Here is a 26,168-nt window from a genome sequence, read left to right as displayed (position 1 = left end):
GAACCTTCAAGCCTGTTCGTTAGGCTGCAGCGTGGCGCACGTAGGAGTCAGAAAGCTCTGCATGCTCCATTTTATTCAAGTCAATCAATCGCTCGGCAATCTTGTTCACAACTCGAGCGTTCACGGCGTTACCCAGAGCTTTATAAGCACTCTGGCTTGCGTTAGGCAGTTTGATGGCTCCTAAACTTTGTAGCTCGGCGCATTCTGCGGGAGTCATGTAGCGACGCCGCCCAGTCAAGTTCTTACCGAGAATTGGTACCTGAGTTTGAGTCATGGCGATCAGGCTCGGCGCAGTGTTCGTCCGTTTCACTCTGACCCCGGAAGCTCTGATCTGGACCACGTAGTTGTCAATGTCGCGCTCTGCGCCTTGCGCGTTCCACTCGAACTTTTGTAGACTCGATGGCAGGTTCCACGGCTGCCATTCGTTCAACCAGTCTTGAAGCCAGCTATGGTTGTCCAGGAAGAACTTCCGATTCTGAGCAATGAACGTCTTTTTCCAAACTGGAAACTCGAGGTCCGCACTCCGTCGCGCGTGGCTTGGTAAGTGTTCGTGCTGCTCCTCGCGGCGCAAACCTAAGAGTGGCGTGCCGAACGTGCCCTGAAATGCGTCGAGTGCCTCGGAACCTACTGATTCCCAGAGTGACGCGGGAGTTCTGTCTTCATACGGGTAAGTCGCCCCAAATTCCATAGACCAGATCGGGAACGACGGAAGCTTTAGATCCTCAGGGGCGCGATTTAAAAAATCGCCCCACATATCAATGGCTCGAGAAGTCTGATCTGGAATTTGCCGGGCGTCAGTCGGGATCTCACGCAATACCATCCGGATGTCCGTAGAGGTGGTTTCGGGAGTTGGCCAACTGAAATGATTGAGGCCGTCGAGTGAGCCGACGAAGTATGCTCGTTCGCGGATCTGCGGTATGCCAAATTGGTGGGGGGAAAGCCGATGAATCTGTACCGAGTAGCCGATAGCTTCGAGCATGCGAAGCATCGTTCTCTGAGTAGCGCCACCTTGGTGGCGGAGTATATTCGGGACGTTCTCAAGAATGAAGTATTGCGGCTGTTTTGACTTCAAGATGTCGTGGACATGGAAGAACAGTTGCCCCTGCAGTGTGTGTTCGAAACCAAGTTGCTCTCCCGCCTTTGAGAACGGCTGGCATGGAAAGCCAGCGGTTAGGACGTCATGATCCGGAACGGTGTCGAGTATCACAGCATCTGAGTTGAGTTCTGATACGTCCCCCCAGGGCTCGATGCCGAAGTTGTCTCGGTAGAGCGCGTTGAGGCTAGGCTCCCATTCGGCCGCGAACACTGCCTGCCCTCCAAGCTGTGATAACGCAACGTGGAAGCCGCCCAGCCCGGCAAAGAGGTCAATGAATTTGAACCTAGGCGTCTCGTGGTTCACAGCGGTCCTTTCGCGTCCCGCCAACGATACCGTCCTGGACCGACGACTTCCTCGCGCCTCGCGGTCCGTGCTGCGCCGCTAGTCGACCCTCCCGAAGGACATGGGCCGGAGGGTTGCCGAGTTCGGGACGGAGGGCGGGCGGTGGCTCATCGTGACCGACGTGGAGGGCGTCAAGAGGTGCCGGAAGCGGCCAGATCTGGGCGCAAGTTCGAAGTGGTGTACTCGCTCGGAGCGTCTCACCCCCGCCGGTACAACCCCGCCGGCTTCCCCGGCCCCTCTGCCCGCTTCCCCTCGGCCACCACGAGCCGCCCCACCATCGCCCTCCGGAACGTGTCCGGCTGCAACTCCGCCCCGAGCACCACTTCGTGCAACCGCCGCAGCTCCGTCATCGTGAACGGCTCCGCCAGCAGCCCGTGCGGGTCCGGCCGCTCCCGGTGGTCCTCCCGCAGCTGCGCCACCGCGTACTCGAGGATGTCGTCGTGCGCGTGCACCATCGCCCCCGCGGCCGCGATGGGGACCAGGCGCGCCCGCCCGGAGTCGATCGCCAGGGCAGCGGCGGGCACGACGTCGAGGTGCGCCACCGACAGCACCCACCCCCGCGAGTCCCGCGCCGGGTCGTCGAAGACGTGCAGCTGCCGTGGCGCGAGCCCCTCCACGCCGGCCTTCTCGCGCAGGGACCGCAGCACCGAGTCAGCGAGGCGTTCGCCCTCGTGCACGAACGTCCCCGGCAGCCGCCAGTCACCGTCGACGGCGTCACGGACCTGCAGCACCGACAGCTCCCCGTCGACGACGGTCATGACCGCGGTGTCGACGGCCACGGAGGGGTGCGGGTAGTCCGCCAGATGCTTGCCGCTCGGGTCGCGGTACTCGGTGTCAGCCACGGGCAGGAGTTTACGCGCACTTGCGCTAATCATCGGATCGGTGCAGGATCGGGTTAGCGCGGAACTGCGCTAACCTGCATCCGGAGGTCTCGCCATGACCGAGCACACCACGATCCTCGACCGCGCCGTCGGCGCCGTCCTCGGCTCCGCTGCGGGTGACGCCCTCGGTGCCGGCTACGAGTTCGGACCGCCCGTCCCGGAACCGACGCCGATCCTGATGCAGGGTGGCGGCTCGTTCGGGTGGCGACCAGGGGAGTGGACGGACGACACGAGCATGGCCGTGCCGATCCTCCAGGCCGTCGCCCGAGGCGACGACCCGGCTGCCGAGGCCACCCTCGACGGCTTGGTCGGGGCCTGGGGGCAGTGGGCGCTGGATGCGCCCGACGTCGGCATCCAAACCCGAGAGGTCCTGTCCGGACTGGAGGCCCATACCGCCGCCGCCAGTCGGCTCGCTGCCCGGCGGGTGCACGAGTCGACCGGCCGGTCGGCCGGCAATGGGTCGCTGATGCGGACCGTGCCGCTCGTCCTCGCGTACCTGCGCGGCGACGACGGTGAGGAGGAGCGGCTCGCCTCGGCGGCCCGCGCCGTCAGCGACCTGACCCACCACGAAGCGGACGCGGGGGACGCGTGCGTGCTGTGGTGCGTCGCGATCCGGCACGCGGTGCTACACGGCGAGCTCGACGTCCTGCGGGGGCTGGACCTGCTCGCGCCGGCGGCTCGACGGACGTGGACCGAGCGACTCGTCGCAGCGGAACACGCGGAGCCGGTGGCATTCACCGCGACGAACGGGTGGGTCGTGTCGGCGTTGCAGGCGGCCTACGCGGCGGTGCGCTCGTCGACCTCGCTCGAGGACGCCCTGGTCCGCGCTGTCCGGTCGGGCAACGACACCGACACGGTCGCGGCGATCGCGGGTGGCCTGGCCGGGGCGCTGTACGGTGCTCCGGCGCTGCCGGAGGAGTGGCGAGCCGTGCTGCACGGGTGGCCGGGGCTGCGAGCGGACGACCTCGTGGCGATGTCGGAGCAGGCGGTCGGCGGTCGCTGACTGGTTGCGCCGGAGTCGGCGTCGGAAGCTGCCGTGGGGGGAGTTTCCGACGCCGGGCTCAGCGCACGAGTTCAACAACCTTGTTCAGGGTCGCTTTGAACCGCTCCCGAGCACCGACCTGCGCAAACGACTGTCCGGCGGGATGCACCGTACGGAGTACCCGAAACTGGCCGCCGAGTTCGAGATCGAGGTGGGTGTCCCAACCGTCCTGTGCCTTCCGCCCGGCGAGGACGATGACACGGAGCTCCGGCAGCAGGTCCAGCAGCCCCCGCAATTCGCCCGCCCCTTGCTCGATCTCCTGACCGGTCGGCTTCACCGACGCCCGACCGAGCACCCACGGCACGATGTTCCATGCGAGCACGTGCTCGTGGAGACCCACAGCGTTGCGAGTCGTCCAGACGTTCTGGGCTGTCGGGTCGTCGTTGTCGACCGAGATGAACCCGGACCCGCCCCAGCCGGGCACCGTCTTCGGCCCCGGCGCTTCGAGGAGCACTAGTGCTCGCGCCTCAACGCCGGCCTCCGCCGGGTCGAAGTGCGGTAGGACGATGTCCGGCTTCTGCGAGCGGCGCGTCTCCTCGACCGAGCGCGCCCAGGCCTCGAGCGGCAGGGTGCGCTCTGCCGTGGCGAGCATGTCGTTCCGAGTGGCGAGCACTGCAGGATCGCGGAAGCCGCGCGGTGCGTCGAGGAACATGCCGCGAGAGTACCCATCTTCGATCAGCTGAGGAGCGCCGGCAGAGGAGGGTGCTGCACGACCTCAGCTCGTGTCACGCGACGCTGCTGCGGCTGCGGAAGACGCCGAGGCGCACGAGCCAGACGTACATCAGGCACCCGATGCAGACGTCGAACGCTGCGTTGAGGAACGCGGCGACCAGGGCGACGGCAGCGCCGACCGGGGCGGCGTACGGGACGCCGATCAGCGCCAGGACGAGGGCGACACCGGTGACGACGAGGCCGACGCGCTGGGCGAAGGTCGGGGGCTCGGGTGCCTCGAGTTCGGCGGGCGGGCCGATCCGGGGGCGCACCAGGCGGCGGAACACGGCGCCGTACGGGTGGCGGGCGATGCCGGCCAGGCCTCCCCAGGCGAAGAGCGCGGCGATGACGGCGAGTAGGACGATGCCGATCGTCCGCGTTCCGTCGTTGAGGGTGAGGACGATGTCGAGCGCGAGCAGGACCGTCGTGATCGCGGCGCCGAAGCGGGGCGAACGGGGGTCGATCCCTCGGGAGGGCGCGGGGCTGGTGGTCATGAGTGCTCCTCGGTGAGGACGGCGTCGAGCGCGGCGATGAGTTCGGGCTGTCGGGGCGGTCCACCGAAGCGGGCACGGACGGTCTGCGTTCCGTCCACGAGGAGCACGGTCGGGGTCTGCATCACGTCGAAGCGCCGGGCGAGCTCCGGGCGTTCGGCGAGGTCGATCTCGAGTCGGCGGACGCGGACCGGACCGTCGGCTGTCGACGACTTCGATGCGGCGACCGCGTCGAGTTGCCGCGCCGTGGCGGGGCAGCGTGCGCACGTGGGTGTCGAGAACTGGAGGAGCGTGGCGGCGGTGCCGAACGCCTCCCGGTCGGCGAGGTCAGCCACCGTCGTCGCGTCGCTGACCTTGGACGTGACCACTCGTGCTCGGCCGGTGCGGCTGCGGAGCAGCAGGCCGAGGGCCGTCGCGAGGGCGAGGACGCCGGCGACGATCGCGAGCGAGAGGGCGACGGTCATGCGAGGACCCTATGTCCCGTGAGTGATGACCGCGAGGGTGTTGAGCCCTGTGACGCGGCCGTTATGAACTGTCCGCAACCAGACTGTTACGTGATGTTGATACACCACCTGCTGGTGATCGGCAGCTTGGACGCATGAAGAACAACACGAGAAAGCGCAGTGTCTGGTTCCGGTCCGTGCTCACGCTCGCCGTGGTCACGGCCGCAACCGGCGTCGTTGCCCTCGAGCCAGTTGATGCAGCCCACGCGGCGCCAGCGTCCTCCGGATCGGCGGCACGCGAGATCACGCTGGACCGCTGGTCCTACGTCTGGCAGCGCTGGGACGGCACCACCTATTCATCGCAGGCCGCCTGCCGGGCGCGAGGACGCGCCATCAAGCAGCACTACCGGGACGTGAAGGACTACTCCTGCCGGAGGCCGTGCGGCAAGTGGTGGTTGTACACGTACCGGCAACAGTGGGTGTGAGCGCGTGGCGCTGATGCTGGCCGAGGTGTTCTTCGTGCGCCGGAGTGGCAGGTTGTTCGCTGAGCCAACCGGCGGAACTGAACGGTACGTACCGTGTGCGGATCCGCAGTGCTGGTGGGCCGAAACAAGTCCTGATCTCGAAGTCACGGACGCGGACCAACGCCATCTCGTGCAGATCGACGCAATGAACGCCTACCCAGATCACGGAAGCATCGGGAACGTGATGCAGGTTCACGGCCGTGTCGGAACGTCGAACGCCGATCAGCGGGAGCTGCCGTCGGACCTGGACGCCGTGTCCGACTGCCTCGACCGGGTTCCGGAGTCGTGGCTGCCGTACGAGGTGCGGCTGAGCGAGCGGCCGGGGCAGCGATGGGACGCGTTCGTCGGCACGCTGCTCCCGGTGCCGCCGCAGGAGCTCCGCGCCGTCCTCGGCGAGGGCTGGGATGAATTGATCCGCATCGAGCCGTGGCTCAGGCCGTGCTGAGCCCTCGGCGAGATCTCCAGAGAGGGACTCGACGTGGCTATCTCACGCCGATGCGAGCCGGACATAACGCCGAGCTCTCCGTGAACTCCGCATGAGGACCGGAGTCGTCACCACCGCCACCACGACCAGCAGCGAACACAGCGTGCGGCTGATCCAGACGGAGGACGGATCGTCGCGAACCAAGTGCGGCAACTGCTGCCCGATGAGTCCGAGGTAGAGCAACAGGAACTGCCCGAGCGCCAGTGGCTGGTACACCGCCATCACGCGAGCCTGCTCGACAGCGCGCGACCCGAGTTTGGATCCCACCGGTTCGATCGGCGCGCTCGTCTTGATCGCTCGTCCGATCGTCCGGCGATCAGGGCGCGGGAGGCCCTGCATCGGAGCTCGCACCTTCGTCGAGATGCCGATGCTCGAGACGACGATGGAGACAGCGCCCGCGAACCCTCCGAACGAAAGCGCGAAGCCGACGGTCGTAAGCGCTCCCAGCAGGGGGGAGTCGTCATGTCCGATGACCCAACCGACGAAACCGCCGACGATCAGACCGACAACGGCAATGACCGCTGTCCGACGCCACGTTCGCCGGGCGATTGCCTCGCGCTCATCCATTTCTCTAACACTAGGAGAGGACGCGGAACTGCGGCACTCAGGTCATGTCCGTGGACATGGTGAGCGCAGGGCCGATGGCTAGTCGGGTATTCCGAGCCGCTCGACTGGTATGACCTGTCTCCTACGATCGGGAGGATGAGCGACGACGTGACCCCTGGGCGGTACCGGCACTTCAAGGGCGGGGAGTACCAGGTGGTGCTCCTGGCGCAAGACGTCGAGACTGAGGAGCCGGTGGTCGTGTACCAGGCGCTGTACGGCGAGCACGGGCACTGGGTGCGAGGTCTCGCGGACTTCACCGCGCACGTGTCGCGTGACGGGTACGACGGACCGAGGTTCGTGCGACTCGCGCCGCAGGTCTGAGGCCGCAGCGCTCAGACCTCGCAGCCGACCCCGTCTCCGTCCCGGTCGAGCTGACGCGAGTACCCGGGCTGGCCGACGGTGATCGGCGCAGCACCGGCAGCCCGGACCGCGTCGCAGTTCTCGTAGTAGGAAGCACCGCCCGCCGGCGCCGGCGGTGCGGCAGCCCGAGCAGCGGCGTCAGCAGCAGCCTGGGCGGCAGCCGCGTCAGCCGCGGCCTTCGCATCCGCGGCGGCCTGGGCAGCCGCTGCATCTGCCGCTGCCTTCGCGTCGGCAGCCGCCTTCGCCGCAGCCGCGTCTGCTGCAGCTTTGGCGTCCGCCTCGGCCTTGGCCTGCGCCGCGGCGGCTTCCTCGGCCGCTTTCTTCTCGGCTGCTTCCTTCGCTGCCGCCGCTTCCTTCGCGGCCGTCGCTCGGAGTGCGGCAGGCGTCGCGGATGCCGAACTGGTGGAGGTCGGCGTCGTGGTGCCGGCAGCCGCGTTCGTCTCGCCCCCGGAGCTGCAGGCGCTGAGCGCGAGGATGACGGCGAGGGCACCTCCGGCGATCACAGCTGTGCGACGGTGCTTCAGGTTCCTGATCACGGAGTGCTCCCCAGAGTTGGTGTGACCCTAGTTTCGGAGCTTCAGTCACGTTTCGTCCAGGCCCCGTTCGAGGGTTGCGCGATCACGCACGATGACGGCGGTCGTCCGTGGCGCCGAGCACGTCGGTGCCCGCCCCTACCCTGGTCAGACCACGACAGCAGGGAGCGCAGTGCAGATCACCGAGGACGGCCGAGCCCTGCTCAGCCCGAGCGACCTCACCACGTGGGCGACCTGCGAGTGGGCGTTCCTCCGCCGCCTCGATGCAAAGCTCGGCCGCGGCGAATCCCTGCCCGACGAGCACGACGACATGCTCGACCGGACGGCCCGCCTGGGGGACCAGCACGAGCTCGACTACCTCGAGATCCTCAAGCAGTCCCACGACGTGGTGGAGTTCGACCGCCCGGCCCCGCCGCAGTACCGACAGGTGGCATCGGCAGCGCTCCAGGCCATGCGGGACGGCGCCGACGTCCTGTACCAACCGACGTTCCACGTCCCCGCGTCGGCCGACGGCACCGGCTTCATCGGCTTCGCGGACTTCATCATCCGCAACGACCGCGGCGAGTACGAGGTCTACGACACCAAGCTCGCCCGGCACGCCAAGATCAGCGCCCTGCTGCAGCTCGCCGCCTACGCCGAGCAGATGCGCGCGCACGGGATCCCGACCGGGCAGCAGGTGCACCTGGTCCTCGGCGACCGTACGACGACCACGCACGAGTTGGCCGACATCGTGCCGGTGTACCGCACGCAGCGGGTCGAGCTGATCCGGGTGATCGCCGAGCGGATGGCCGCCCACGAGCCGATGCAGTGGGGCGACCCTCGGTACTCCAGCTGCGGCCGGTGCGCCGCCTGCCAGCAGGAGGTGCAGCGGCACCGCGACCTGGTCCTCGTCGCCGGCATGCGCCTCGACCAGCGGACGAAGCTGATCCGGCAGGGTGTGCGGTCGATCGACGACCTGGCGGTCCGGACCGCACCGGTGGCGACCATGTCGAAGACGACGCTGGATCGTCTGGTGCGTCAGGCGAGCCTCCAGATCGAGACGGAGCGCGCGGCCGGGCAAGCCGAAGAAGCAGGACCGGCTTTCGAGGTCCTCGACCCACGGGCCCTCGACGCGGTCCCCGCACCGGACCCCGGCGACGTCTTCTTCGACTTCGAGGGTGACCCGCTGCACACCGAGGACGGCGTGCACTGGGGCCTCGACTACCTGTTCGGCCTCGTCGACGACCAGGCCGCGTTCCGGGCGTTCTGGGCGCACACGATCCGCGACGAGCGGCAGGCGCTCGTGGACTTCCTGGCGTACATCGCCGAGCGCCGCGAGCAGTACCCGGACATGCACATCTACCACTACGCCGCGTACGAGCGGACACACCTGCTGTCCCTGGCGGCCCGGCACGGGGTGGGCGAGGACGCGGTCGACGACCTGCTGCGCGCCGGCGTCCTCGTCGACCTGTACCCGATCGTGCGGAAGGCCCTGGTCGTCGGCAGCCGCAGCTACTCGATCAAGAAGCTCGAGCCGCTGTACATGGGCGACGACCTCCGGCTCAGCGACGTCACCAACGCGGCCGACAGCATCACCGCCTACGTCGACGCCATCACCGAACTCCGGAGCGGTGACGCCGTCGCGGGCCAGCGGCAGCTCGACCAGGTCGCCGACTACAACGCCTACGACTGCCGGTCGACGCTGCGCCTGCGCGACTGGTTGCTGGGCCTCCGCGCCGAACACGCTCCGGACGCCACGAGGACGGTCGAGCTGGAGGGACTGCCACCCCTCCCGGTCGAGCGTGAGCCGAACCCGGTGTACGTCGCGCTCGCCGCAGAGACGGCGGACGTCGACGCCCTCGACCGCACACCCGACCAGACCGCGCTGGCGCTCGCCGCAGCCGCCATCGACTACCACCGCCGCGAGGCGAAGACGTTCTGGCAGGACCACTTCGACCGGCTGCGGAACCCCGTCGACGAGTGGGCTGACGCACGCGACGTGCTCGTCGTCGAACGCGCCTCCGTCGAGCGGGACTGGGCGACGCTGCCGCGCGCCCGCTCGCAGTCGCGGGAGATCCGGTTGTCGGGGACGCTCGCGCCCGGTTCCAGGCTCCGGCCGGGAGGCGCGCCCCACCTCGTGTACGACGACCCACTCCCGGCATCGATCACCGCCCCGGGCCCCGGCTCGAAGGGCGCCACCGACCGCGCCACGATCCTGGAGGTGTGGGACGACGGCGACGCCACCGAGGTGCTCGTCCTCGAACGTCTGCCCGTCGGTGGTGGGGAGCCGCACTCCGGCTTCCCGGTCGCGCTGGCGCCGTCGTCGCCCCCGCGGGCGAAGCCGCAGCCCGAGGCGATCGCCGAGTGGGGTGCCGAGGTGCTCGACGCGCTGCCCGAGATGCTGCCCGACCCAGCGCTCGACCTGCTGCGTCGGGTGCCTCCTCGCGGGCCCCTCGTACCGGTCGTGGGGGACGACACGGTGGGCGCCGTGGTGGCGACCCTGCTCGGACTGGACCGGTCGTACCTGGCGATCCAGGGGCCTCCCGGCACGGGCAAGACGTACGTCGGGTCGAACGTCGTGGCGAAGCTCGTGCGCGAGCACGGGTGGCGGGTCGGCGTCGTCGGGCAGTCGCACGCGACCAGCGAGAACTTCCTCGACGCGGTGATCGCCGCCGGCGTCCCCGCGGACCGGGTGGTGAAGCAGCCGAAGAGCGGCGCCGACCCCGAGGACGTCGAGGCCGCCGCGTGGACGCCCGTGAAGAACGGCGCGGCGATCGCGGCGTTCCTGCAGTCCTGCGCCGACACCGGCACCGGGGGAGTCGTCGGCGGGACGGCGTGGACCTTCGCGAACGAGTCGACCATCGGCCGGCACTCCCTGGACCTGCTCGTCGTCGACGAGGCGGGGCAGTTCTCCCTGGCGCCGACGATCGCCTCCGCCATCGCCGCCACACGCCTGCTGCTGCTCGGCGACCCGCAGCAGCTGCCGCAGGTGTCGCAGGGCTCGCACCCGGAGCCGGTCGACGAGTCCGCGCTCGGCTGGCTGGCGGACGGGGAGCACGTGCTGCCGCCGGAGTTCGGCTACTTCCTCGCCCGGACGCGGCGGATGGAGCCGGCCCTGACCGCGGCCGTCTCCGGGCTGTCCTACGACGGGCAGCTCGCGTCGATGGTGTCCGGACGACACCTCGACGGGATCGACCCCGGCGTGCACCCGGTGCCGGTCGTGCACGTGGGGAACACGACCTCGTCACCGGAGGAAGCGTCGCAGGTCGTCGCCCTCGTCGCCGACGTCGTCGGCCGCACCTGGACCGACGACCACGGCACCCGCCAGCTGACCGACGAGGACGTCATCGTCGTCGCGCCGTACAACGCTCAGGGTGCGGTGATCCGCGACGCCCTCGACCGGGCCGGGTACACCGGCACGCAGGTCGGGACCGTGGACCTGTTCCAGGGCCGGGAGGCGGTGGTCTCGATCACCTCGCTGGCCGCGTCCTCCGCGGCGGACATCCCGCGCGGACTCGACTTCCTGCTCATGCCGAACCGGCTGAACGTGGCGCTGTCGCGGGCGAAGTGGGCGGCGTACCTCGTGCACTCGCCGGCGTTGACCACGGCGCTGCCGCCGTCGATCGCGGGGCTGGCGTTGTTGTCGCGGTTCATCGAGTTGGTCGCACCGCGGGAGTGACGAGCCGCGGCCAGGATGTCGGTCGGAATGCGGACTTGCCGGGCGGGGCGGCGCTCGACATCATCTGGGCAGGGGGGATGTTGTGTTCTTGTACGCGATCGTGTGGCTGCTCTTCGTTCCGATCCGCCTGTGGTGGCGGTGGGTGGTGATCCCGAGCCACAACTGGATGTCCAGGTTGCTGCAACCCCGCGTGCTTGCGGCGTCCGACCCCGTGAGTCGGCGGCTGAACCTCGCCCGGACGATCCTCGTCGCGGTCGGCGCGTCTCTCGCTGAGCTGCAGTGGCGTTGGGGGACGGCCGACTTCGGGGCGTCTCTGGGCGAGTGGTTCGAGGGGTTCTTCACGGGTCCGGTCGCACTGGGTGTTTCCGTCCTCGTGTTCGCGCTCGTGTTCCCCGCGTGTGCTCGCCGTGGTGACCGGCTGCTGATGATGAAGCGGATGGGGATCCCAGTGCTCGTCGTCCTGGGCTCCGCCGCGATCCTCGCTGCCCTACCGCTCGTCACTGCTGCGTTCAACTGGCTCGAGTCAGCGCGCACCAGCTCGTTGGCCTGGGCCTCGGACGGGCTCTACGGGGCGTTGATGGTGCTCGCCGGCGTGGTGCTCTTCGCGACGCTGCTGTACTTCCCGCCCGTGCTGGTCATCGGGGCGTGGCTCGCTTCTCGCGGGAGTTTCCGAGCCGGGGACGCCCATCCGCTGATGCCCGCGGCCTCGTCGATCCTCGCCGGCACGCTCTTGGCGATCGGTCCGGTCGGTGATGTGATGCGTGGCGCACAGGTGGAGCCCGACTTCCCGGTCTGGGCTGCGATCGGCCTCGCTGTCGTGGTCCCCGTCGTCACCGTGGTGCTGGCCCTGGTCCAGTTGGTGCGACTGATGACCGTCGGGGGCTGGAGCTGGAGGTCGCCGTACCGACCGGTGTCGACCTCCTGAGCTCCCGACCGAACGCCGGGCGCTGCAGCTCTCAGCTCGACGCGGCAGCTGCGCCGGCGCCGCTGGCTCCTGCGCTGGCCGCAGCCTGCCGGCTCTGGATGACCTTCTTCACGGCGTCTGCCACCCAGTCGCCGCGCGTCATGTCCTTGACGCGCTGCCGGTCGACCTTGCCGAACTGCCCGCGCAGCGTCCCCGTGGCGTGCAACAGCCCGATGAGCGCGACCGCGAACGGCGACGGCGCGACGCCGAGGTGCAGGACGTCGCCGATCTCACCGCGCAGGAGCTTCGCCGGCCCGCCGTCGCGCTCCGGCCAGCGTGCGGACGGGAAGATGCCGAGGACCCGGTGCTCCTCCCGCGTCACGAGCCGGCGGTCGACGAGCCCGGCGAGCACGGCCTCCCGCAGGGCACCGTTCGCGTTCCGGGACACCCAGGACGACGGGCGTCGCGGCGCGGCCGCGAAGTCGATCTGTTCCTTCATCCCGTCGAGCACCGGGTCACCGAGCGGAGCGGACTTGGCCGGGACCACCTTGTGCCCGTCGAACTGCAGCAGCCCGCGGAGGGCCAGGTCACCGAGGACGGCGCCCGCAGCACCGGGGTCGAAGGCCTGCGACGAGACGGCGAGCTTGCCGTCCGGACGCAGGAGCAGCAGCGCGTAGGCCTGCGGCAGCGTCAGTTGGGCGGACATCGTCAGTTCTCGTCGGCCGCGGGCGGTACGGCACCGATGCCAGCGCGCAGTCCGGCGACGACGTCGGCCTGCAGGAAGTTCGCCGCTTCGGCGCTGGTCGGGTCGACGACGATCCCGAACTCCTCGGGTAGCGCGGTGACGAGTTCGGCCATCGGCATCGCACGTGCTTCCAGGCCCGGGAGGCTCGTGGCCAGCTGGGTGGGATCGGTGAAGACCGGCACGAACGGACGGTCGCGCAGGACGACGTGCGCGACGCTGCCGTCCTCGGGCTCGCCGCTCGTGCCGGCGGTCTTCCACGGCACCCAGGCGGCGCTGCCGAGGAACCCCTCGGCCGATTCGCCCATGCGGCGTCGCAGGTCACCGGCGGCGTCGGGTCCGGTGTGCTCGGCTCCGGGCCCGAAGCCGGACCCTGTCGTTCCGTTGGCGCTCATCGCGTTCCCCTCCACGGTCGTGTCACCGGCCATGCTGCCACGCAGGACGGGCGGAGCGGGTGGGGCGCGCCTCCCGTCCGGGGCGGTCAGTCACCGCCGCCTCCGCCGTCGCCACCACCGCTGTCGCCGCCGCCACTGTCGCCGCCGTGGTGACCGCCGCCGTCGCTGCCGCTGAAGGCCCAGTCGCCGCCGTCCGAGCCGCTGGCGACGAACCCGCCGCCGGTGAAGCCGTCGCCCCGGGACTGCGTCTGCTTGACGACGACCCGCACGGCCGCTGCGACCCAGTCGTCGCCGGTGATCGAGCGCACCCGCGTCCGGTCGTGCGTCCCGAACTGCTGTCGGAGGGTCCGGGTGGACCGCAGCAGGCCGATCAGCGCCGTCGTGAAGGGTGTCGGGGGAGCCTGCCCGCGCAGGACGGCGTCGACCTCGGCACGCAGCGCCTGTTCGGGGCGGGGGTCCCGTTCGGGCCAGACAGTCGTGGGGAAGAACGCGCGCGCCCGGCCTGGCTCGCGTCCGAGGACGCCCCGGACGACGAGCCCGCCGAGCACGGACTCCCGGAGTGCCCGGTCGGACAGCCGCCTGACCCACGTGGCGGGCTGCTGCGGCGACGGCGCTGCCGCGAGGAAGCTCGTGAACCCGTCGAGCGTCGGTTCGCCGATCGGCGGGGCCGTCGCGACGGCGACACGGCCGTGGTCGAGGGTGACACGGCCTCGGAGCGCCAGGTCACCGAGTGCGGCTCCGGCCAGGCCGAGGTCGAACACCCTGCCGGCGGTCGTGATCCGACCCTCGGGCGAGATGAGGAGGAGCGCCAGCGCCTCCGGCAGCGTGAGCTGGCCGACCCCGGTTCCACGGTTCATCTGCATCGCGTTCCCCCCACGCTCGTGACAGCGGCCATGCTGCCACGCAGGACGGGCGGAACTGGCGGGGCGCGCCTCCCGTCAGGAAGGCGCGCCCCGGTGACACGGACCGTGAGGGTCAGTACTTGGCGGACTGCCCGCCGTCGATCGGCACGACCGCGGCGTTGATGTACGACGCGTCGTCGGAGAGCAGGAAGGCGACGACCGCGGCGATCTCGGGTGCCTCGCCGTAGCGCTTCGTGGGGTTGATCTGGATGAACTCCTCGGCGGCCTTCCGCGGGTTCTCCGCGTCGATCTGCTTCATCGAGTTCTCGACCATCGGCGTCCAGATGGCGCCCGGTGCGATCGCGTTGATGCGGATGCCGAACTCGCCGTACTCGACGGCCGAGTTGCGGGTCAGGCCGACGACGCCGTGCTTGGCGGCCGCGTAGCCGGACTGGTTGCCGACGCCACGGATGCCGCCGACGCTGGCCGTGTTGACGACCATGCCGGAGCCCTGCTCGCGCATCACGGCGAGGACCTTCTCGAGGCCCAGGAACACGCCACGGAGGTTGATCGAGACGACCTTGTCGAACTCGGCGGCGGTGAACGACTCGGTGAGGTTCTGCTTGCCTTCGATGCCGGCGTTGTTGAAGAAGCCGTCGATGCGGCCGAAGCGGTCGACCGTGGCGGCGACGTACGCCTCGACCTGGGCCTCGTCGGCGACGTCGGCGATGGTGGTGAGGATGTCGGCGTTCGGAGCGACCTGGAGCACGGCGGTCTTCGTCGCCTCGAGACCCTGCTCGGAGACGTCCACGAGGGCGAGCTTTGCGCCCTCGGTGGCCAGGCGGACGGCGGTCGCACGGCCGAGGCCGGAGCCGCCGCCGGTGATGAGGACGACGCGGTCGGCGAAGCGGGTGCTGGTGGTGCTGGTGCTGGTGGAGCTGGTGTCGGTCATGTGGTGGAGGCCTCCTGCGGTCTTCGACGATGAAGGGCTCGGGGTCCGGGGAGCGTGCGTGTGACGGCGCGGCGCTGAGCGGCGAGTCCGGTCCGACGGGCGTCCGCCGGACGGCACTTACGCTACAGGTGTTGTCTGACCGCGAGCGGTGCGGACGTGCTGGCCGCTGCCGTCTAGGCTTGCGGAGGCCGAGGGGGCCGGGGAAGTGGGGAACATGTCTGACGAAGTGACCGAGCAGCACGCGATGGCGGAACCGCAACCGCAACCGCGGTCGGTCGCGTCGACGATCGACCTGGTCGTGACGATCACGGCGTTCGTCCTCCTGGCGATGGCCGCCGGTGCACTGGTCGTCCTCAGCTGGTTCGTCGCGACGCTGTCCCAGTACGGCTGCGACTGGGAGAGCTCGACGCGCGAGTGCCGGCCCTCGATCGGCGTCGAGACCGCCGTGGTCGACGGCATCGTGCTCGCCCTCGTGCTCATCGGCGGCGGGGTCCTGGCCGCGTGGCTGCGACGCACGCGGCCGCTGGGCTGGACCGTCGCGCTGGCGACGTCCGGAGTCATGTTCCTGGTCGTGCTCATCACCTTGGGAGCAGTCGGGGCCTTCGGGCACTGAGGCGGTTCGCCTGACCGGGCGCGCCCGACCTGGCGCGCCCGACCTGGTGTCCCTGACCCGGTGCGCCTGACCTGGTGTGCCCGACCCGCTCAGCAGGTGCTGAGGACCCGCTCCATCGCGTCCCGCTCGGCCGGGACGACCCACAGCCGGTACTTCGCCTTCACCGCGACCTGGTGCTCGACGTACTCGCACCGGAACCCCGTCGCCGCGGGCAGCCAGGTCGCGGCGTCGCCCGAGCGCTTCTGCGAGTTCGAGTGCCCGTCGACGGCGAACAGGTTCTCGGGGTCGTTCGCGAGGGCCTGCCGCTCGGCCTGGGACAGCTGCTGCGCCCCGGTGCGCCAGGCGTTCTCGAGTGCGACGACGTGGTCGATCTGCACGAGGGTCGAGGTCGAGTTCCCCCGGACGAACGCGATCGCACCGCCCGTGTACGGCGAGACGAGGTCTCCGGACACCACCTTGCAGGGGCCCTGCCGGACGACGTCGGTCAGGTCGCGGGCCAGCACGTCGTTGCGGGTGTCGCAGCCGTTGTGGTCGACGTCGAGCCAGGCGGTGCCGAAGTCGGCCTCCCGGTCGTAGCCGGTCGCGGGTGCCTTCCCCTTCACCGGAATGCCGGCGAGCGTCGCGCGGGCCGAGGCGGCCTCCTGACTGGAGGCGCGGCTCGGCCCCGACATCGCGGGCGCCGGTGTCGACGTGGTCACGGTGGGTCGGGTGGTCGTGCCGCTGCTGGCGGCGCCCGGGGTGCTGGCGGTGCCCGGGGTGTGTGCGGCGCTCGTCGTCGCGTCTGCTCCGGTGGAGAGCACGCCGGACGAGAACAACGCCCACACCCCCACCGCGAGGACGAGCGTGACGATCGAGGACTGGACGGTGGCGCGGGTGCGGCGTCGGCGGGACGTCATGTTCGGTGGTGCTCCTGGCGGTGCTCGGGGGACCCGTCGATCCTGCCGGAGGCCGCCGACACCCTGGGACGCACGCGCCGCAGTCCGCGTAGGCAGGAACCATGACCGACTACGCCCAACCGTCCGTGCCCGTCACCGGAGGCTCGATGCCGCTCCTCGGCTTCGGCACCTGGCAGATCGAGGAGTCCGACGCTCCCGCCGCGGTCGCCGCCGCCCTCGAGGCCGGCTACCGCCACATCGACACCGCCACCGGCTACCGCAACCAGCGCGGTGTCGGCAAGGCGATCGCCGACTCCGGTCTGGCGCGCGAGGACCTGTTCGTCACGACGAAGCTGCCGCCGGACAACGCCGACCGCGTCCGCGAGACCATCGAGGAGAGCCTGGACCAGCTCGGCCTCGACCACCTCGACCTGTGGCTCATCCACTGGCCGCCGAACGGTGGGGCCAGCCCGGAGGTGTGGCAGCAGCTCGTCGAGGCGCAGCAGGCCGGCCTGACGAAGGCGATCGGGGTCAGCAACTACTCGCTCGACCAGATCGACGAACTCATCCAGGCGACGGGTGCGACCCCGGCCGTGAACCAGATCCGCTGGAGCCCGGTCGAGTTCGACCGCACGGTCGCCGACGGACTCCGCGACCGTGGTGTCGTGCTCGAGGGCTACAGCCCCTTCAAGGCGAGCAACCTGCAGGACCCGACGCTCGTGGAGATCGCCGAGGCCCACGACGCCGATGCCGCGCAGGTCATCGTCGCCTGGCACGTCGCCCACCAGTTCGTGGTGATCCCGAAGTCGTCGAACCCGGACCGCATCCGGTCGAACGCCGCCGGCGCGACCCTCGAACTGAGCGCCGACGAGATCGCCCGGATCGACGGCCTGGCCGCCTGACCCACGCCGAACGGCCGAGACGCCGCCGAACCCCCGAAACGCCGCCGAACTCAGCGGTGTCTCGGCCGTTCGGCGGCGTCTCGCGCTGACGTGGGCGTCTCGCCGTCCGGTCAGGCGAGCAGCGATCGGATGTCCTCCGCGCTCAACCCCTCGGCGAACAGCGCGTCGTCGTCGATCATCGTGGCGAACAGCTGGGCCTTCCGCTGCGCCAGCGCGAGCACCTTCTCCTCGATGGTGTCCTCGGCGATGAGCCGCTCGACCGTGACGGACCGGGTCTGCCCGATGCGGTGCGTGCGGTCGACGGCCTGGTTCTCGGCGGCGGGGTTCCACCACGGGTCGAGGACGAACACCGTGTCCGCCTCGGTCAAGGTGAGCCCGAACCCGCCGGCCTTCAGCGAGATGAGGAACGCCGGCGCGGTGCCGTTCCGGAAGCGGTCGATGACGTCCCCGCGACGCCGGGTGGAGCCGTCGAGGTACTCGTACGCGACCCCGCGTGCGTCGAGGGCGGCGGACACCATCCGGAGGAACGAGGTGAACTGGCTGAACACCAGCGCCCGACGCCCCTCGGCCGCCAGGGTCTCGAGTTCGTCGAGGAGCAGGTCGAGCTTGGCGCTCGGCACGTCGCCGTGGTCGTCCGACACGAGTGCGGGGGAGAGTGCGAGCATCCGGAGCAGGGTCAGCGAGCGGAAGACGATCATCCGGTTGCGGTCCAGGTCGTCGACGAGGTCCAGGACCTTCAGCCGTTCCCGGTTCAGGGTCTTCTCGTACAGGTCGCGGTGCGCGGGGTCGAGGGTGACCCGGACGACCTGTTCGACCTTCTCGGGCAGGTCCGCGGCGACGCTCTCCTTCGTCCGTCGGAGCATGAGCGGTCGGATGCGTCGCCGGAGTCGGTCGGTCAGTTCCTTGCGGGCGGCCCCGCGGAGTTCGGGTGACGCGAGCGGCTTCACGTAGTCGTCGCCGAACCGGGTCCACGACGACAGCAGCCCGGGCGCGACGACGGCGAACAGCGCCCAGAGGTCGGCGAGCCCGTTCTCGAGCGGCGTCCCGGTGATCGCGATCTTCACGGGGGCACGGAGTTCGGCGGCGACGCGGTGGGTCTGCGACTGCGGGTTCTTCACGAACTGGGCCTCGTCGAGGAGCAGCGCCGACCAGCTGAGGTCGAGGTACGCGGTCGCGTCGAGCCGGAGCAGGGCGTACGAGGTGACGACGACGTCCGAGGCGGCCGCGGTCCGGGCGACCCGCGCGGGGTCCTTGATCGACGTCCCGGCGATCGTGGTGACCCGCAGCGACGGGACGAACTTCGCCGCCTCGTCCGCCCAGTTGCCGACGACCGAGGTGGGCGCGACGACGAGGAAGGGTGGCGCCTCCGGGTCGGCGGCCCGTCGGTCGGCGATCATCGCGAGCGCCTGCAGGGTCTTGCCGAGCCCCATGTCGTCGGCGAGCACGCCGCCGACGCCGTGTTCGACCAGGAACGTCAGCCAGGCGTACCCGTCGCGCTGGTACGGCCGGAGGTCGGCGTGCACGGTCTCCGGCACGACGGCGTCGGCCGGGGCGGTGACGTCGAGCAGGCGGGAGGCGATCTCCTTCCACCGTTCGTCGTGGTCGGTCTCGTCGGCGAGCTGGTCGAACTCCGACCAGAGCGCAGCCCGGTACGGCGTCACGGTGAGCGGCTGCTCGGGCTCCCACTCGTCGAGCTCGCGCGCTTCCTCGATGACCGCCTTCAGCCGGTCGAACGCGGGGTCGGCGAGCGACAGGTACGAGTTGTCGACGAGCTTCATCCGGCGGTCGCGCTTGGCGAGGGCCCGGAGCAGCGGCGTGAACGGGATCTCCTTGCCGTTCACGCTGACGAAGATCCCGAGGTCGAACCAGTCGTGCTTGTCGGACGGCATGGTCGTGACGCGGATGTGCGGCCGCCCGGTCAGGCGCTCGTAGTCGACGCGCTCGCCCTGCACGACGACACGGACCCCGCGTGCGGGCAGAGCCGGCAGCAGCTCGTTCGCCAGGACGGCGACGTCGGCCCCGTCGATGGTCCCGTCCTGGAACCACGCGAGTCCGCCACCTGGGCCGGGAGGCTCGGACGCCTCCGTCTCGTCGTCCGCCGCGAGCACGCTGCCGAGCTCCGGCAACGGTCCGTGCAGCGACACCGGGTCCTTCCGGCCGTCGACGCTCCAGCGCCACTGCAGGTGCGCGCGGTCGTCGGTCCGCGGCGCCCGGGCCGGTTCGAAGGTCACGGTGAGCACGAGCTCCGGCGGGGTCCGTTCCGGGAGCGCGAGCGACCCGTCGGAGCTGACCAGGCCGAGGGAACCCCGGAGCTTCGGCGACCAATCCGCCAGGAACTCGTCGACCTCGTCCACGGGCACGGTGATCCGCGTGGCCTCGACGAGCATCCTCCGCTGGTCCTCCGGCACGGGAGCGGGCGTCGGGGCGAGCACGACGTGGAACTCCGGCGACTCGCGGAACGCGTACACGCCGTGGTCCCCGACGACGCGCGCAGTGCCCTCGGCGAGCGGGTGCCCGTCGATCACCGCGCTCGCCCCGATCAGCAGCCCGTCGGCGGTCCGGGCCGCGTCGAGCAGGACCCGGGCGTCGACGCCGAGGTCGACCCCGCCCTCCCGTTTGCCGGTCACGAACGCGATGCCGAGTGGCCCGGCCTGCCGCAGCAGCGGCCAGAGCAGCGGACTGCGGAAGTCGTCGAGGTGGATCCAGTCGCTCTCGCCGGGCAGTCCCGCCAGCACGCCGGCACGGTGCAGGGCAGCGAACTGCATGAACCACGCGTGCTGGTCCGGCTCGAGTCCGAGCCGGTTCATCGAGTAGGGGAGCGCACCCCACGTGAGCTGCCCACGCACCCAGTTGCCGGCCGCGCTCCGACTGACCGGTCGCACCCCGAGCCGGACCGCCCGGCTGGCGACCGGCAGCGTCCGGCCCGCAGCACGGGCGCGTCCGGCGAGTCGGGCCGGTACCGCGTCGCGCAGTTCGAACTGGAGGCCCATCCCACCAGTCGCAGGCGCGTCGGCGGAGCGGGTGGTCTCGTCGTCGTCACCGGCGAGGCGGGCGAGGTCGCGCCTCCAGTCCGGGGTCGGCGGGGTCGGTGCCTGCGTGCGCGGGCCGGCCTGCGCGGCCAGGGCACGCGCGTTGATGGTGAGGAGCGCTGCGGCGACGTGCTTGCACTCGCCGCCGAGGGGGCAGGTGCAGCGGCTGCGGACGGGGCGGACGAACTCGCCGCGGGCGATGGTCGTCTCGACCTGGACGTCGTACGGGTCGGCGGCGCTGCCGCTGACCGCCGCGGTGATCGTGCCGTCCTCGTGCCAGGCGGCTTCCTCGACCAGGCCGGCGCGGACGACGTCTCGGGCGCGGCCGAAGGTCTGCGGCCCGACGAAGCGGATGACGTCGACGGCGTCGATCATCGGGGCTGCTGGCACAGGGACATCGTGCCAGTCCCCGCCGACGCTCGTCGTCCGCAGGGGGTCAGTCCCGTTCGGGGGCTGGCCCGGACCCGCGTGGATGAGACATCATCGAGACCATCATGCTGCAGTCACTCGTCTACATGAGCTCGGCCGCCCAGCCGTTCGACGACGCCGACCTCGACGAGGTCCTGGCGTACGCGCGGGCGCGGAACAACGCCGACGGTCTCACCGGCATGCTCGTCCACCGATCCGGTCGGTTCATGCAGCTGCTGGAGGGTCCGCCCGACGCCGTCATCGCGACGTACGGCCGGATCGTCGCGGATCCGCGGCACGACGAGGTCCGGCTGCTGGTCGAGGAGTCCATCCACACCCGTCGGTTCCCCGACTGGACGATGGCGTTCGACCGTGACGAGCAGGCGTCGACGCCCGAGGGGTTCAACGAGTTCCTGACCGCCGGTGACGTCAGCGCCGATGCCAGTCGTGCGCGCGAACTGCTGCGCTGGTTCCGGAACCACCCGATGGCAGCGCCGACCGCGTCGCTCGGCAAGCACCGGCGCGACTGACCCGGGGGCGGATGCCCCCCGTTGTGGGGATGCCTCGGAGCGGGGCAGAACTGCCAGTCTGCTCCCGGGGGGACACGAGGGGCGTGCCCTCCCGGAAGGGGGCACAGTGACGAACGATCCTGACCGGTCCGAGGGGGAGGGACCTCCGGGCGAGCGGCGCGGAACGAGCCGCCGGTCCGTGTTGCTGTTCGCAGCGGCAGCAGCTGCCACACTCGGCGCAGCGACGCTGACCGAAACGACCAGAGCCGACGCCGCAGGACCGACCGGGCCGCTCGGTCCGTCGTACCCGGAGTCGGCCCCGGCCGCCGGAGCACGGTCATCTGCCATGCGGGCGGCCAGTGCCTACGCGAACGGGAAGATCCCGACGTCGGAGCTGGTGCTCGTCGCCGTCTCGACGCTCGGACTCGGCAACCAGTACCTGCTCTCGGGTGCCGCCGCGTCCTACCGCGCGATGAACACGGCCTTCAAGAAGGCCCTCGACAAGCCGCTCACGATGGCTGAGGCGTACCGGAGCCTCGAGCGGCAGCAGTACCTCTACGACGGGTGGAAAGCCGGGAAGCCTGGCTTCAACGAAGCGGCGACGCCCGGGACCTCGATCCACGGACTCGGTCTCGCCGTCGACTTCAGCGCAGGGGTCGACAGCTACGGCACGTCCGCGAAGAACTGGATGAACGCCAACGGCCCGAAGTTCGGGTGGCAGCCCAAGGGCGACGGATTCGCCTCCCGCGAACCGTGGCACTTCGAGTACGACGGTTCGTACACATCGGACGACGCAAACCAGACCAATTCAGGAGAAGACGACTTGTTCAAGATCATCGAGGCCGCAGAGACCGACAACATCTTCATCGTCGGGCCGGCCGGCCGGGCGACGGTCTCCAGCCCCAGCCACGTCAGCCTGCTCCGCCGGTTCCAGAAGCAGGACTCCCTGCTCACCGTCGAGGTCGACATCTGCATCAGCTACATGCGCAAGGTGTACTGAACCTGCTGGATCCCCGGCACCGTCTGCAGCGCTGACGGACAGCGACCCGGCCGCCTCCTGGGCGGTCGGGTCGCTGTGGTCTGTGGCTGCGCTACCCGCAGCGCGGGGTCAGCGCTCGCTGGGCTGCGCGAGCTTGCTGTGCTTCCGCGAGTAGCCGAAGTACACGCCGAGGCCGATCGCGAACCAGACCGCGAACCGCACCCACGTCTCCCACTGCAGGAACGAGACGAGCCAGAGCGACGCGAGCACCCCGATCGCCGGCACGATCGGCATGAAGGGGAGCCGGAACTGGCGGTCGAGGTCGGGCTGCCGGTAGCGGAGCACGATGACCGCGGTGCAGACGACGACGAACGCCAGCAGGATGCCGATGTTCGTCAGTTCGGCGACGACCCCGATCGGCAGCACCCCGGCCAGGACGGCGGAGGCGATGCCGAGGATCCAGGTCACCCGGGTCGGCACGTGGCGCTTCGGGTCGGTCTTGGCGAACCACTTCGGCATCAGGCCGTCGCGGCTCATCGAGAACCAGACGCGTGAGGCGCCGAGCATGAACGTGACCAGGACGGTGATGATGCCGACGATGGCGCCGATCGCGATGACGTTCGCGACGCCGCCGAGCCCGACCGAGGCGAACGCCGACGAGAACCCGGAGGCCGGGTCGATGTCCTTGTAGTCCTGCATCCCGGTCAGGACCAGGGTCGCGAGCACGTAGAGGACCATGGAGATGCCGAGCGACAGCAGGATCGCCTTCGGCATGTGCTTCCGGGCGTCGACGGACTCCTCGGCTGCGGTCGACATCGCGTCGTAGCCGAAGACGGCGAAGAACACGGTCGCGGCACCGGTCATCACGCCGCCGAACCCGAACGGGAAGTACGGCGAGTAGTTCGCGCTGTCGATGTGGAACACCCCGAGCACGACGATCAGGACGACGAGGGCGACCTTGATGCCGACGGCGACGAACTCGAAGCGGGCGGCGCTCCGGATGCCGCGGGTCAGGACGAACGCGGTGAGCAGGCAGAGGGCGATCGCGAAGACGTCGACGACGTGGCCGTCACCTGTTCCGGGTGCGCCGAGCATCCAGGCGGGCAGGTCGATGCCGAACTGGCCGACCAGGAACCCGACGTAGCCGGAGATGCCGATCGCGACCACCGCCACGATCGCCGTGTACTCGAGCAGCAGGTCCCAGCCGATGAACCAGCCGACGATCTCGCCGAGCACCGCGTAGCCGTACGTGTACGCGCTGCCGGCCTTCGGGATGAGCCCGGCGAACTCCGCGTAGGACAGCGCTGCCGCCGCACTGGCGACGCCGGCGACCAGGAACGAGATGAGGACCGCGGGGCCGGCGACACCGTTCGCGACCGTGCCGGCGAGGGTGAAGATGCCGGCGCCGATGATGCCGCCGATGCCGATCGCGGTGAGCTGCCAGAGGCCGAGGTGGCGCTTCAGGCCGCCCTCACCACCGGAGTCGTCGTCGATCGTGTCGATCGGCTTCCGTCGGAACAGGGTCGAGGGGTTCGACGTCGTTGCCATGCGGCCATCCTGCACCCGTTCCGGCGGAACCGTACCGATCGTTCCAGGTGCATGGAGTCGGACGTGGGGCGGGCCTCCCGGTCGGCGGGCCTTCCCGTCTGCCGGACCGTCAGCGACGCGCGTACGGCCACCAGAACGGCGGTGGCAGCGCCCCGCCGGTCAGGATGACGAGGCCCTGGTAGCCGAGCATGCCGACGCCGACGAGACCGAGGACCGCCGCAGCCCATGCCCACCGTCGAGCGACGCGGTGTCGATGGCCCCGGCCGGTCGTGATCGCACGCCACGAGGACAGCAGTCCGAGGCCGCCGAAGAGGAAGCCGATCGCCAGGTGTCGGCCGACCGCCTCCGCAGGCAGGATCAGCCCCTGCAGGAACGCGAAACCCGCCAGCAGCAGGGCCCCCGTGGCGGGGGCGGCGGGCGGTTCGTGGTCGCGTGCGCGGGCCATGTCCCGACCGTACCGCCGGACGGGCGGCGCCGGGACGAGGCACGATGGGGTCATGCGTTCCCTGATCTGCGTCCTGGCCGGTGCCGCTGGTGGAGGCCGGTCGTGACACGCGCGGGCGACGACGGCCCGTCCGGTCCGGCGGCGGCGTCGGCGTCGGCCGCTGGCCGGGAGGCCCGTCCCGGCCTGCGCGGCGGCCGTCGCGTCGCCGACGTGGTCACGACCGTCGTCGTGCTGCTGCTCGGCGCCGTCACGACGATCGTGGCGGGCCGCGGGATCCAGTTCATGGCGCTCTCGTTCGGGTCCTGCAACGCGCCCGGGAACCGTTGCGACGAGGGGCTCGGCAGCACGGTCGTGACGCTCGGTCCGGTGGTCGTCGCCCTGGTGTTCCTGGTCACCCTGGTGCTGTGCCTGTTCCGGCTGGCGCGGCGCCGGCTCAGCTGGCCGGTCGCGTTCCTCGGCCTCGGGGTGCTCGTGCTGGTCTTCGTCGTCGCTCGGCTGCTGGCCGGCGAGGCGGTCTCGATCGGGATCTGATCGGTCCTGCACAGCCCTGGTCGGGGTGGTTGTTGTCCACAGAGTCGTGCTCCGCTGCCCTGGGGAGCGGAGCTGGCGGCGACGCTGAGGGCATGCCAGACACCGACGTGCTCGAGCGACTCGAGCGAACAACAGTCCGTACCGACGACGACGTGGTCGACCTCGTCGTCGCCCTCCTCGAGACCCCTGTCCGACGGCAGTGCTGGGTGCTGTTCCTCAGCGACCGCGGCATCCCCGTGCAGCTCGTGCTGCCCGTCGCCGACCTGCCGTACCAACCCGACGACCAGGTCGAGGACTTCGGCGCCCTGGTGGAGGACGTCGTCCGACAGGTCGGCGCGGCCGAGGTCGTCCTCGCCTGGGAACGGCCGGGCGCCACCGGGCTGTTCCCGGTCGACTGGGAGTGGGTCGACGCGATGGCCTGCACGCTCGACGAACACGGCGTCCGACTGCGCGGGCAGGTCGTGGTGCACGACGACGGGGCCTCGATGGTGGAGCTCGACGATGACGAGCCGGTCGCCACGGCAGCGGCGTGAACCCGTCGCTCGTCAGCGCTGCGCTCGTCAGCGCTGCGCTCGTCAGCCTTGGGGCGCGGTGTCCGGGACGGTTTCGCCGGTCAGGCCCTCGACCACGCGCTTCGCCGTCGGCCAGTACTTCGCGTAGTGCTCGGGGTCCTGGTTCACCTGCACCGCGTGCGCCATCTGCGTCGGTGTCATGGACTTCCAGCCGGGCACCTTGATCAGCTTCGCGTAGAACATCGACGCCGCCGTGTACGGGTCCATCCGCTGCTCGTACGTGCCCCACGCGCCGTTGTCACGCTGCTGGAAGATCCCACGGCTGTCCGGGCCGACAGTGTCGCCGCGGTCCAGGTTCACCAGCCCGGACTCGCCGATCGCGGTCATCACGCCGACCGCCTGGGTGTGCGGGCCGATGCCCAGCTCACGGGCGGCGCGGATCACCTGTGCAGCGTTCACCAGACGGTCCTGGCAGAAGCCACCGATCGGTCCGGCCGGCACCACGACGCCGCCGATGGTCTGCGACGCCGCGGCGGGACACGTGAGCGCCCGGGGCGTGGCCGAGGACGACGCGATCCCGTTCAGGGAGTTCACCGCGACGACGATCAGGACGACGACCCCGATGACGGCAGCGACGACACCGACGCCGAACACCGACGCGAGTGCGATGCCGGCACGGCGCATGGTGCGGTCCTTCGTCGGGAGGGTGGCGGTGGGAGTCGGCAGCGCCCCGACCGGGGGCAGACGCCGTCCGGACCGAGGCCCGGTACGTCGAGGCTAAGCGACCCGGCTGGACGACACGCCTGCCGAC

28 protein-coding genes are annotated in these 26,168 nt (G+C 70.3%); 12 read left to right on the top strand and 16 right to left on the bottom strand.

Annotated features, from left to right (window positions below; translation table 11 throughout):
- Positions 1–19: 19 nt before the first annotated feature.
- Both JOD51_RS10740 and JOD51_RS10735 read right to left on the bottom strand, forming a co-directional pair.
- Entirely contained in the window at positions 20–1,399 is a 1,380-nt protein-coding gene (locus JOD51_RS10740) for a DNA cytosine methyltransferase (protein ID WP_204608250.1), read from the bottom strand.
- A gap of 236 nt (positions 1,400–1,635) precedes the next feature.
- On the bottom strand, positions 1,636–2,280 hold the full coding sequence (locus tag JOD51_RS10735; RefSeq protein ID WP_259557254.1) for an NUDIX hydrolase: 645 nt from the start codon (positions 2,278–2,280) through the stop codon (positions 1,636–1,638).
- Between the two features lie 94 nt (positions 2,281–2,374).
- Between JOD51_RS10735 and JOD51_RS10730 the strand changes: the two genes are divergently transcribed.
- Positions 2,375–3,322 (top strand): ADP-ribosylglycohydrolase family protein, encoded by a 948-nt coding sequence (locus JOD51_RS10730; RefSeq protein ID WP_204608248.1) that lies wholly within the window; start codon positions 2,375–2,377, stop codon positions 3,320–3,322.
- 58 nt (positions 3,323–3,380) lie between these two features.
- On the opposite strand, the gene JOD51_RS10725 is transcribed toward JOD51_RS10730, so the two are convergent.
- From JOD51_RS10725 to JOD51_RS10715, 3 genes are all read right to left on the bottom strand, one after another.
- Positions 3,381–4,013, bottom strand: coding sequence for a uracil-DNA glycosylase (locus JOD51_RS10725; RefSeq protein ID WP_204608247.1), 633 nt, complete (start codon positions 4,011–4,013; stop codon positions 3,381–3,383).
- 73 nt (positions 4,014–4,086) lie between these two features.
- Entirely contained in the window at positions 4,087–4,566 is a 480-nt protein-coding gene (locus tag JOD51_RS10720; RefSeq protein WP_204608246.1) for a DUF4395 domain-containing protein, read from the bottom strand.
- Positions 4,563–5,027: a thioredoxin family protein gene (locus JOD51_RS10715; RefSeq protein WP_204608245.1), complete on the bottom strand. Its 465-nt coding sequence runs from the start codon at positions 5,025–5,027 to the stop codon at positions 4,563–4,565. The genes JOD51_RS10720 and JOD51_RS10715 overlap by 4 nt, the downstream gene beginning before the upstream one ends.
- Positions 5,028–5,161: 134 nt before the next feature.
- Between JOD51_RS10715 and JOD51_RS10710 the strand changes: the two genes are divergently transcribed.
- Positions 5,162–5,491: a hypothetical protein gene (locus JOD51_RS10710; RefSeq protein WP_204608244.1), complete on the top strand. Its 330-nt coding sequence runs from the start codon at positions 5,162–5,164 to the stop codon at positions 5,489–5,491.
- A 4-nt stretch (positions 5,492–5,495) separates the two neighbouring features.
- Complete coding sequence (locus JOD51_RS10705; protein ID WP_204608243.1) at positions 5,496–5,975, top strand: hypothetical protein; 480 nt, start codon at positions 5,496–5,498, stop codon at positions 5,973–5,975.
- A gap of 42 nt (positions 5,976–6,017) precedes the next feature.
- Here the strand turns inward: JOD51_RS10705 and JOD51_RS10700 are convergent, their stop codons facing one another.
- Positions 6,018–6,581 (bottom strand): hypothetical protein, encoded by a 564-nt coding sequence (locus JOD51_RS10700; RefSeq protein ID WP_204608242.1) that lies wholly within the window; start codon positions 6,579–6,581, stop codon positions 6,018–6,020.
- A 135-nt stretch (positions 6,582–6,716) separates the two neighbouring features.
- On the opposite strand from JOD51_RS10700, the gene JOD51_RS10695 reads away from it, so the two are divergent.
- A complete protein-coding gene (locus JOD51_RS10695; protein WP_239539844.1) occupies positions 6,717–6,941 on the top strand; it encodes a DUF1653 domain-containing protein in 225 nt (74 codons plus the stop codon).
- 11 nt (positions 6,942–6,952) lie between these two features.
- Here the strand turns inward: JOD51_RS10695 and JOD51_RS10690 are convergent, their stop codons facing one another.
- A complete protein-coding gene (locus tag JOD51_RS10690; RefSeq protein ID WP_204608241.1) occupies positions 6,953–7,516 on the bottom strand; it encodes an excalibur calcium-binding domain-containing protein in 564 nt (187 codons plus the stop codon).
- A gap of 169 nt (positions 7,517–7,685) precedes the next feature.
- On the opposite strand from JOD51_RS10690, the gene JOD51_RS10685 reads away from it, so the two are divergent.
- On the top strand, positions 7,686–11,171 hold the full coding sequence (locus JOD51_RS10685; RefSeq protein WP_259557248.1) for a TM0106 family RecB-like putative nuclease: 3,486 nt from the start codon (positions 7,686–7,688) through the stop codon (positions 11,169–11,171).
- An 82-nt stretch (positions 11,172–11,253) separates the two neighbouring features.
- Positions 11,254–12,096, top strand: coding sequence for a hypothetical protein (locus JOD51_RS10680; protein ID WP_204608239.1), 843 nt, complete (start codon positions 11,254–11,256; stop codon positions 12,094–12,096).
- A 31-nt stretch (positions 12,097–12,127) separates the two neighbouring features.
- Here the strand turns inward: JOD51_RS10680 and JOD51_RS10675 are convergent, their stop codons facing one another.
- The 4 genes from JOD51_RS10675 to JOD51_RS10660 form a co-directional block, all read right to left on the bottom strand.
- Complete coding sequence (locus JOD51_RS10675; RefSeq protein ID WP_204608238.1) at positions 12,128–12,781, bottom strand: GOLPH3/VPS74 family protein; 654 nt, start codon at positions 12,779–12,781, stop codon at positions 12,128–12,130.
- A 2-nt stretch (positions 12,782–12,783) separates the two neighbouring features.
- Positions 12,784–13,212, bottom strand: coding sequence for an SseB family protein (locus tag JOD51_RS10670; RefSeq protein ID WP_204608237.1), 429 nt, complete (start codon positions 13,210–13,212; stop codon positions 12,784–12,786).
- An 86-nt stretch (positions 13,213–13,298) separates the two neighbouring features.
- Positions 13,299–14,069: a GOLPH3/VPS74 family protein gene (locus JOD51_RS10665; protein ID WP_204608236.1), complete on the bottom strand. Its 771-nt coding sequence runs from the start codon at positions 14,067–14,069 to the stop codon at positions 13,299–13,301.
- Between the two features lie 118 nt (positions 14,070–14,187).
- Positions 14,188–15,006 (bottom strand): SDR family oxidoreductase, encoded by an 819-nt coding sequence (locus JOD51_RS10660; RefSeq protein WP_204608235.1) that lies wholly within the window; start codon positions 15,004–15,006, stop codon positions 14,188–14,190.
- Between the two features lie 214 nt (positions 15,007–15,220).
- Here JOD51_RS10660 and JOD51_RS10655 point away from each other — a divergent pair, with 214 nt between their 5' ends.
- A complete protein-coding gene (locus tag JOD51_RS10655; protein WP_204608234.1) occupies positions 15,221–15,619 on the top strand; it encodes a hypothetical protein in 399 nt (132 codons plus the stop codon).
- 89 nt (positions 15,620–15,708) lie between these two features.
- Here the strand turns inward: JOD51_RS10655 and JOD51_RS10650 are convergent, their stop codons facing one another.
- Positions 15,709–16,515 carry an HNH endonuclease family protein gene (locus JOD51_RS10650; protein ID WP_204608233.1) on the bottom strand — a complete coding sequence of 269 codons (807 nt, stop codon included), beginning with the start codon at positions 16,513–16,515 and terminating at the stop codon, positions 15,709–15,711.
- A 101-nt stretch (positions 16,516–16,616) separates the two neighbouring features.
- Here JOD51_RS10650 and JOD51_RS10645 point away from each other — a divergent pair, with 101 nt between their 5' ends.
- Positions 16,617–17,396 carry an aldo/keto reductase gene (locus JOD51_RS10645; protein WP_204608232.1) on the top strand — a complete coding sequence of 260 codons (780 nt, stop codon included), beginning with the start codon at positions 16,617–16,619 and terminating at the stop codon, positions 17,394–17,396.
- A gap of 110 nt (positions 17,397–17,506) precedes the next feature.
- Here JOD51_RS10645 and JOD51_RS10640 read toward each other — a convergent pair whose 3' ends face one another.
- Positions 17,507–20,815 (bottom strand): DEAD/DEAH box helicase, encoded by a 3,309-nt coding sequence (locus JOD51_RS10640; RefSeq protein ID WP_204608231.1) that lies wholly within the window; start codon positions 20,813–20,815, stop codon positions 17,507–17,509.
- A 104-nt stretch (positions 20,816–20,919) separates the two neighbouring features.
- Between JOD51_RS10640 and JOD51_RS10635 the strand changes: the two genes are divergently transcribed.
- The gene (locus JOD51_RS10635; protein ID WP_239539842.1) at positions 20,920–21,363 is read left to right on the top strand and encodes a BLUF domain-containing protein; all 444 of its coding nucleotides are present in this window, start codon (positions 20,920–20,922) and stop codon (positions 21,361–21,363) included.
- 325 nt (positions 21,364–21,688) lie between these two features.
- A complete protein-coding gene (locus JOD51_RS17110) occupies positions 21,689–22,342 on the top strand; it encodes a M15 family metallopeptidase (RefSeq protein WP_239539841.1) in 654 nt (217 codons plus the stop codon).
- 108 nt (positions 22,343–22,450) lie between these two features.
- Here JOD51_RS17110 and JOD51_RS10625 read toward each other — a convergent pair whose 3' ends face one another.
- Both JOD51_RS10625 and JOD51_RS10620 read right to left on the bottom strand, forming a co-directional pair.
- Entirely contained in the window at positions 22,451–23,869 is a 1,419-nt protein-coding gene (locus tag JOD51_RS10625; RefSeq protein ID WP_204608229.1) for an amino acid permease, read from the bottom strand.
- 109 nt (positions 23,870–23,978) lie between these two features.
- The gene (locus JOD51_RS10620) at positions 23,979–24,314 is read right to left on the bottom strand and encodes a hypothetical protein (protein ID WP_204608228.1); all 336 of its coding nucleotides are present in this window, start codon (positions 24,312–24,314) and stop codon (positions 23,979–23,981) included.
- Between the two features lie 102 nt (positions 24,315–24,416).
- Here JOD51_RS10620 and JOD51_RS10615 point away from each other — a divergent pair, with 102 nt between their 5' ends.
- Together JOD51_RS10615 and JOD51_RS10610 are read left to right on the top strand one after the other, a co-directional pair.
- Positions 24,417–24,845, top strand: coding sequence for a DUF6264 family protein (locus JOD51_RS10615; RefSeq protein WP_204608227.1), 429 nt, complete (start codon positions 24,417–24,419; stop codon positions 24,843–24,845).
- Between the two features lie 92 nt (positions 24,846–24,937).
- Positions 24,938–25,378, top strand: a complete 441-nt coding sequence (locus JOD51_RS10610; protein ID WP_204608226.1) for a hypothetical protein — start codon at positions 24,938–24,940, stop codon at positions 25,376–25,378.
- 42 nt (positions 25,379–25,420) lie between these two features.
- Here JOD51_RS10610 and JOD51_RS10605 read toward each other — a convergent pair whose 3' ends face one another.
- Positions 25,421–26,041 carry a hypothetical protein gene (locus JOD51_RS10605; protein ID WP_204608225.1) on the bottom strand — a complete coding sequence of 207 codons (621 nt, stop codon included), beginning with the start codon at positions 26,039–26,041 and terminating at the stop codon, positions 25,421–25,423.
- Positions 26,042–26,168 lie beyond the last annotated feature (127 nt).

It is taken from the genome of Curtobacterium herbarum (assembly GCF_016907335.1).
Taxonomy (GTDB): Bacteria; Actinomycetota; Actinomycetes; order Actinomycetales; family Microbacteriaceae; genus Curtobacterium; species Curtobacterium herbarum.
This window is presented reverse-complemented; position numbering and strand designations above follow the sequence as displayed.

Coding starts and splice junctions, on each gene's coding strand:
- JOD51_RS10730 (WP_204608248.1), top strand. CDS start 2,375: ATGACCGAGCACACCACGATCCTCGACCGCGCCGTCGGCGCCGTCCTC.
- JOD51_RS10725 (WP_204608247.1), bottom strand. CDS start 4,013: ATGTTCCTCGACGCACCGCGCGGCTTCCGCGATCCTGCAGTGCTCGCC.
- JOD51_RS10720 (WP_204608246.1), bottom strand. CDS start 4,566: ATGACCACCAGCCCCGCGCCCTCCCGAGGGATCGACCCCCGTTCGCCC.
- JOD51_RS10715 (WP_204608245.1), bottom strand. CDS start 5,027: ATGACCGTCGCCCTCTCGCTCGCGATCGTCGCCGGCGTCCTCGCCCTC.
- JOD51_RS10710 (WP_204608244.1), top strand. CDS start 5,162: ATGAAGAACAACACGAGAAAGCGCAGTGTCTGGTTCCGGTCCGTGCTC.
- JOD51_RS10700 (WP_204608242.1), bottom strand. CDS start 6,581: ATGGATGAGCGCGAGGCAATCGCCCGGCGAACGTGGCGTCGGACAGCG.
- JOD51_RS10695 (WP_239539844.1), top strand. CDS start 6,717: ATGAGCGACGACGTGACCCCTGGGCGGTACCGGCACTTCAAGGGCGGG.
- JOD51_RS10675 (WP_204608238.1), bottom strand. CDS start 12,781: ATGTCCGCCCAACTGACGCTGCCGCAGGCCTACGCGCTGCTGCTCCTG.
- JOD51_RS10670 (WP_204608237.1), bottom strand. CDS start 13,212: ATGAGCGCCAACGGAACGACAGGGTCCGGCTTCGGGCCCGGAGCCGAG.
- JOD51_RS10665 (WP_204608236.1), bottom strand. CDS start 14,069: ATGAACCGTGGAACCGGGGTCGGCCAGCTCACGCTGCCGGAGGCGCTG.
- JOD51_RS10660 (WP_204608235.1), bottom strand. CDS start 15,006: ATGACCGACACCAGCTCCACCAGCACCAGCACCACCAGCACCCGCTTC.
- JOD51_RS10655 (WP_204608234.1), top strand. CDS start 15,221: ATGTCTGACGAAGTGACCGAGCAGCACGCGATGGCGGAACCGCAACCG.
- JOD51_RS10650 (WP_204608233.1), bottom strand. CDS start 16,515: ATGACGTCCCGCCGACGCCGCACCCGCGCCACCGTCCAGTCCTCGATC.
- JOD51_RS10645 (WP_204608232.1), top strand. CDS start 16,617: ATGACCGACTACGCCCAACCGTCCGTGCCCGTCACCGGAGGCTCGATG.
- JOD51_RS10635 (WP_239539842.1), top strand. CDS start 20,920: ATGCTGCAGTCACTCGTCTACATGAGCTCGGCCGCCCAGCCGTTCGAC.
- JOD51_RS17110 (WP_239539841.1), top strand. CDS start 21,689: ATGCGGGCGGCCAGTGCCTACGCGAACGGGAAGATCCCGACGTCGGAG.
- JOD51_RS10625 (WP_204608229.1), bottom strand. CDS start 23,869: ATGGCAACGACGTCGAACCCCTCGACCCTGTTCCGACGGAAGCCGATC.
- JOD51_RS10620 (WP_204608228.1), bottom strand. CDS start 24,314: ATGGCCCGCGCACGCGACCACGAACCGCCCGCCGCCCCCGCCACGGGG.
- JOD51_RS10610 (WP_204608226.1), top strand. CDS start 24,938: ATGCCAGACACCGACGTGCTCGAGCGACTCGAGCGAACAACAGTCCGT.
- JOD51_RS10605 (WP_204608225.1), bottom strand. CDS start 26,041: ATGCGCCGTGCCGGCATCGCACTCGCGTCGGTGTTCGGCGTCGGTGTC.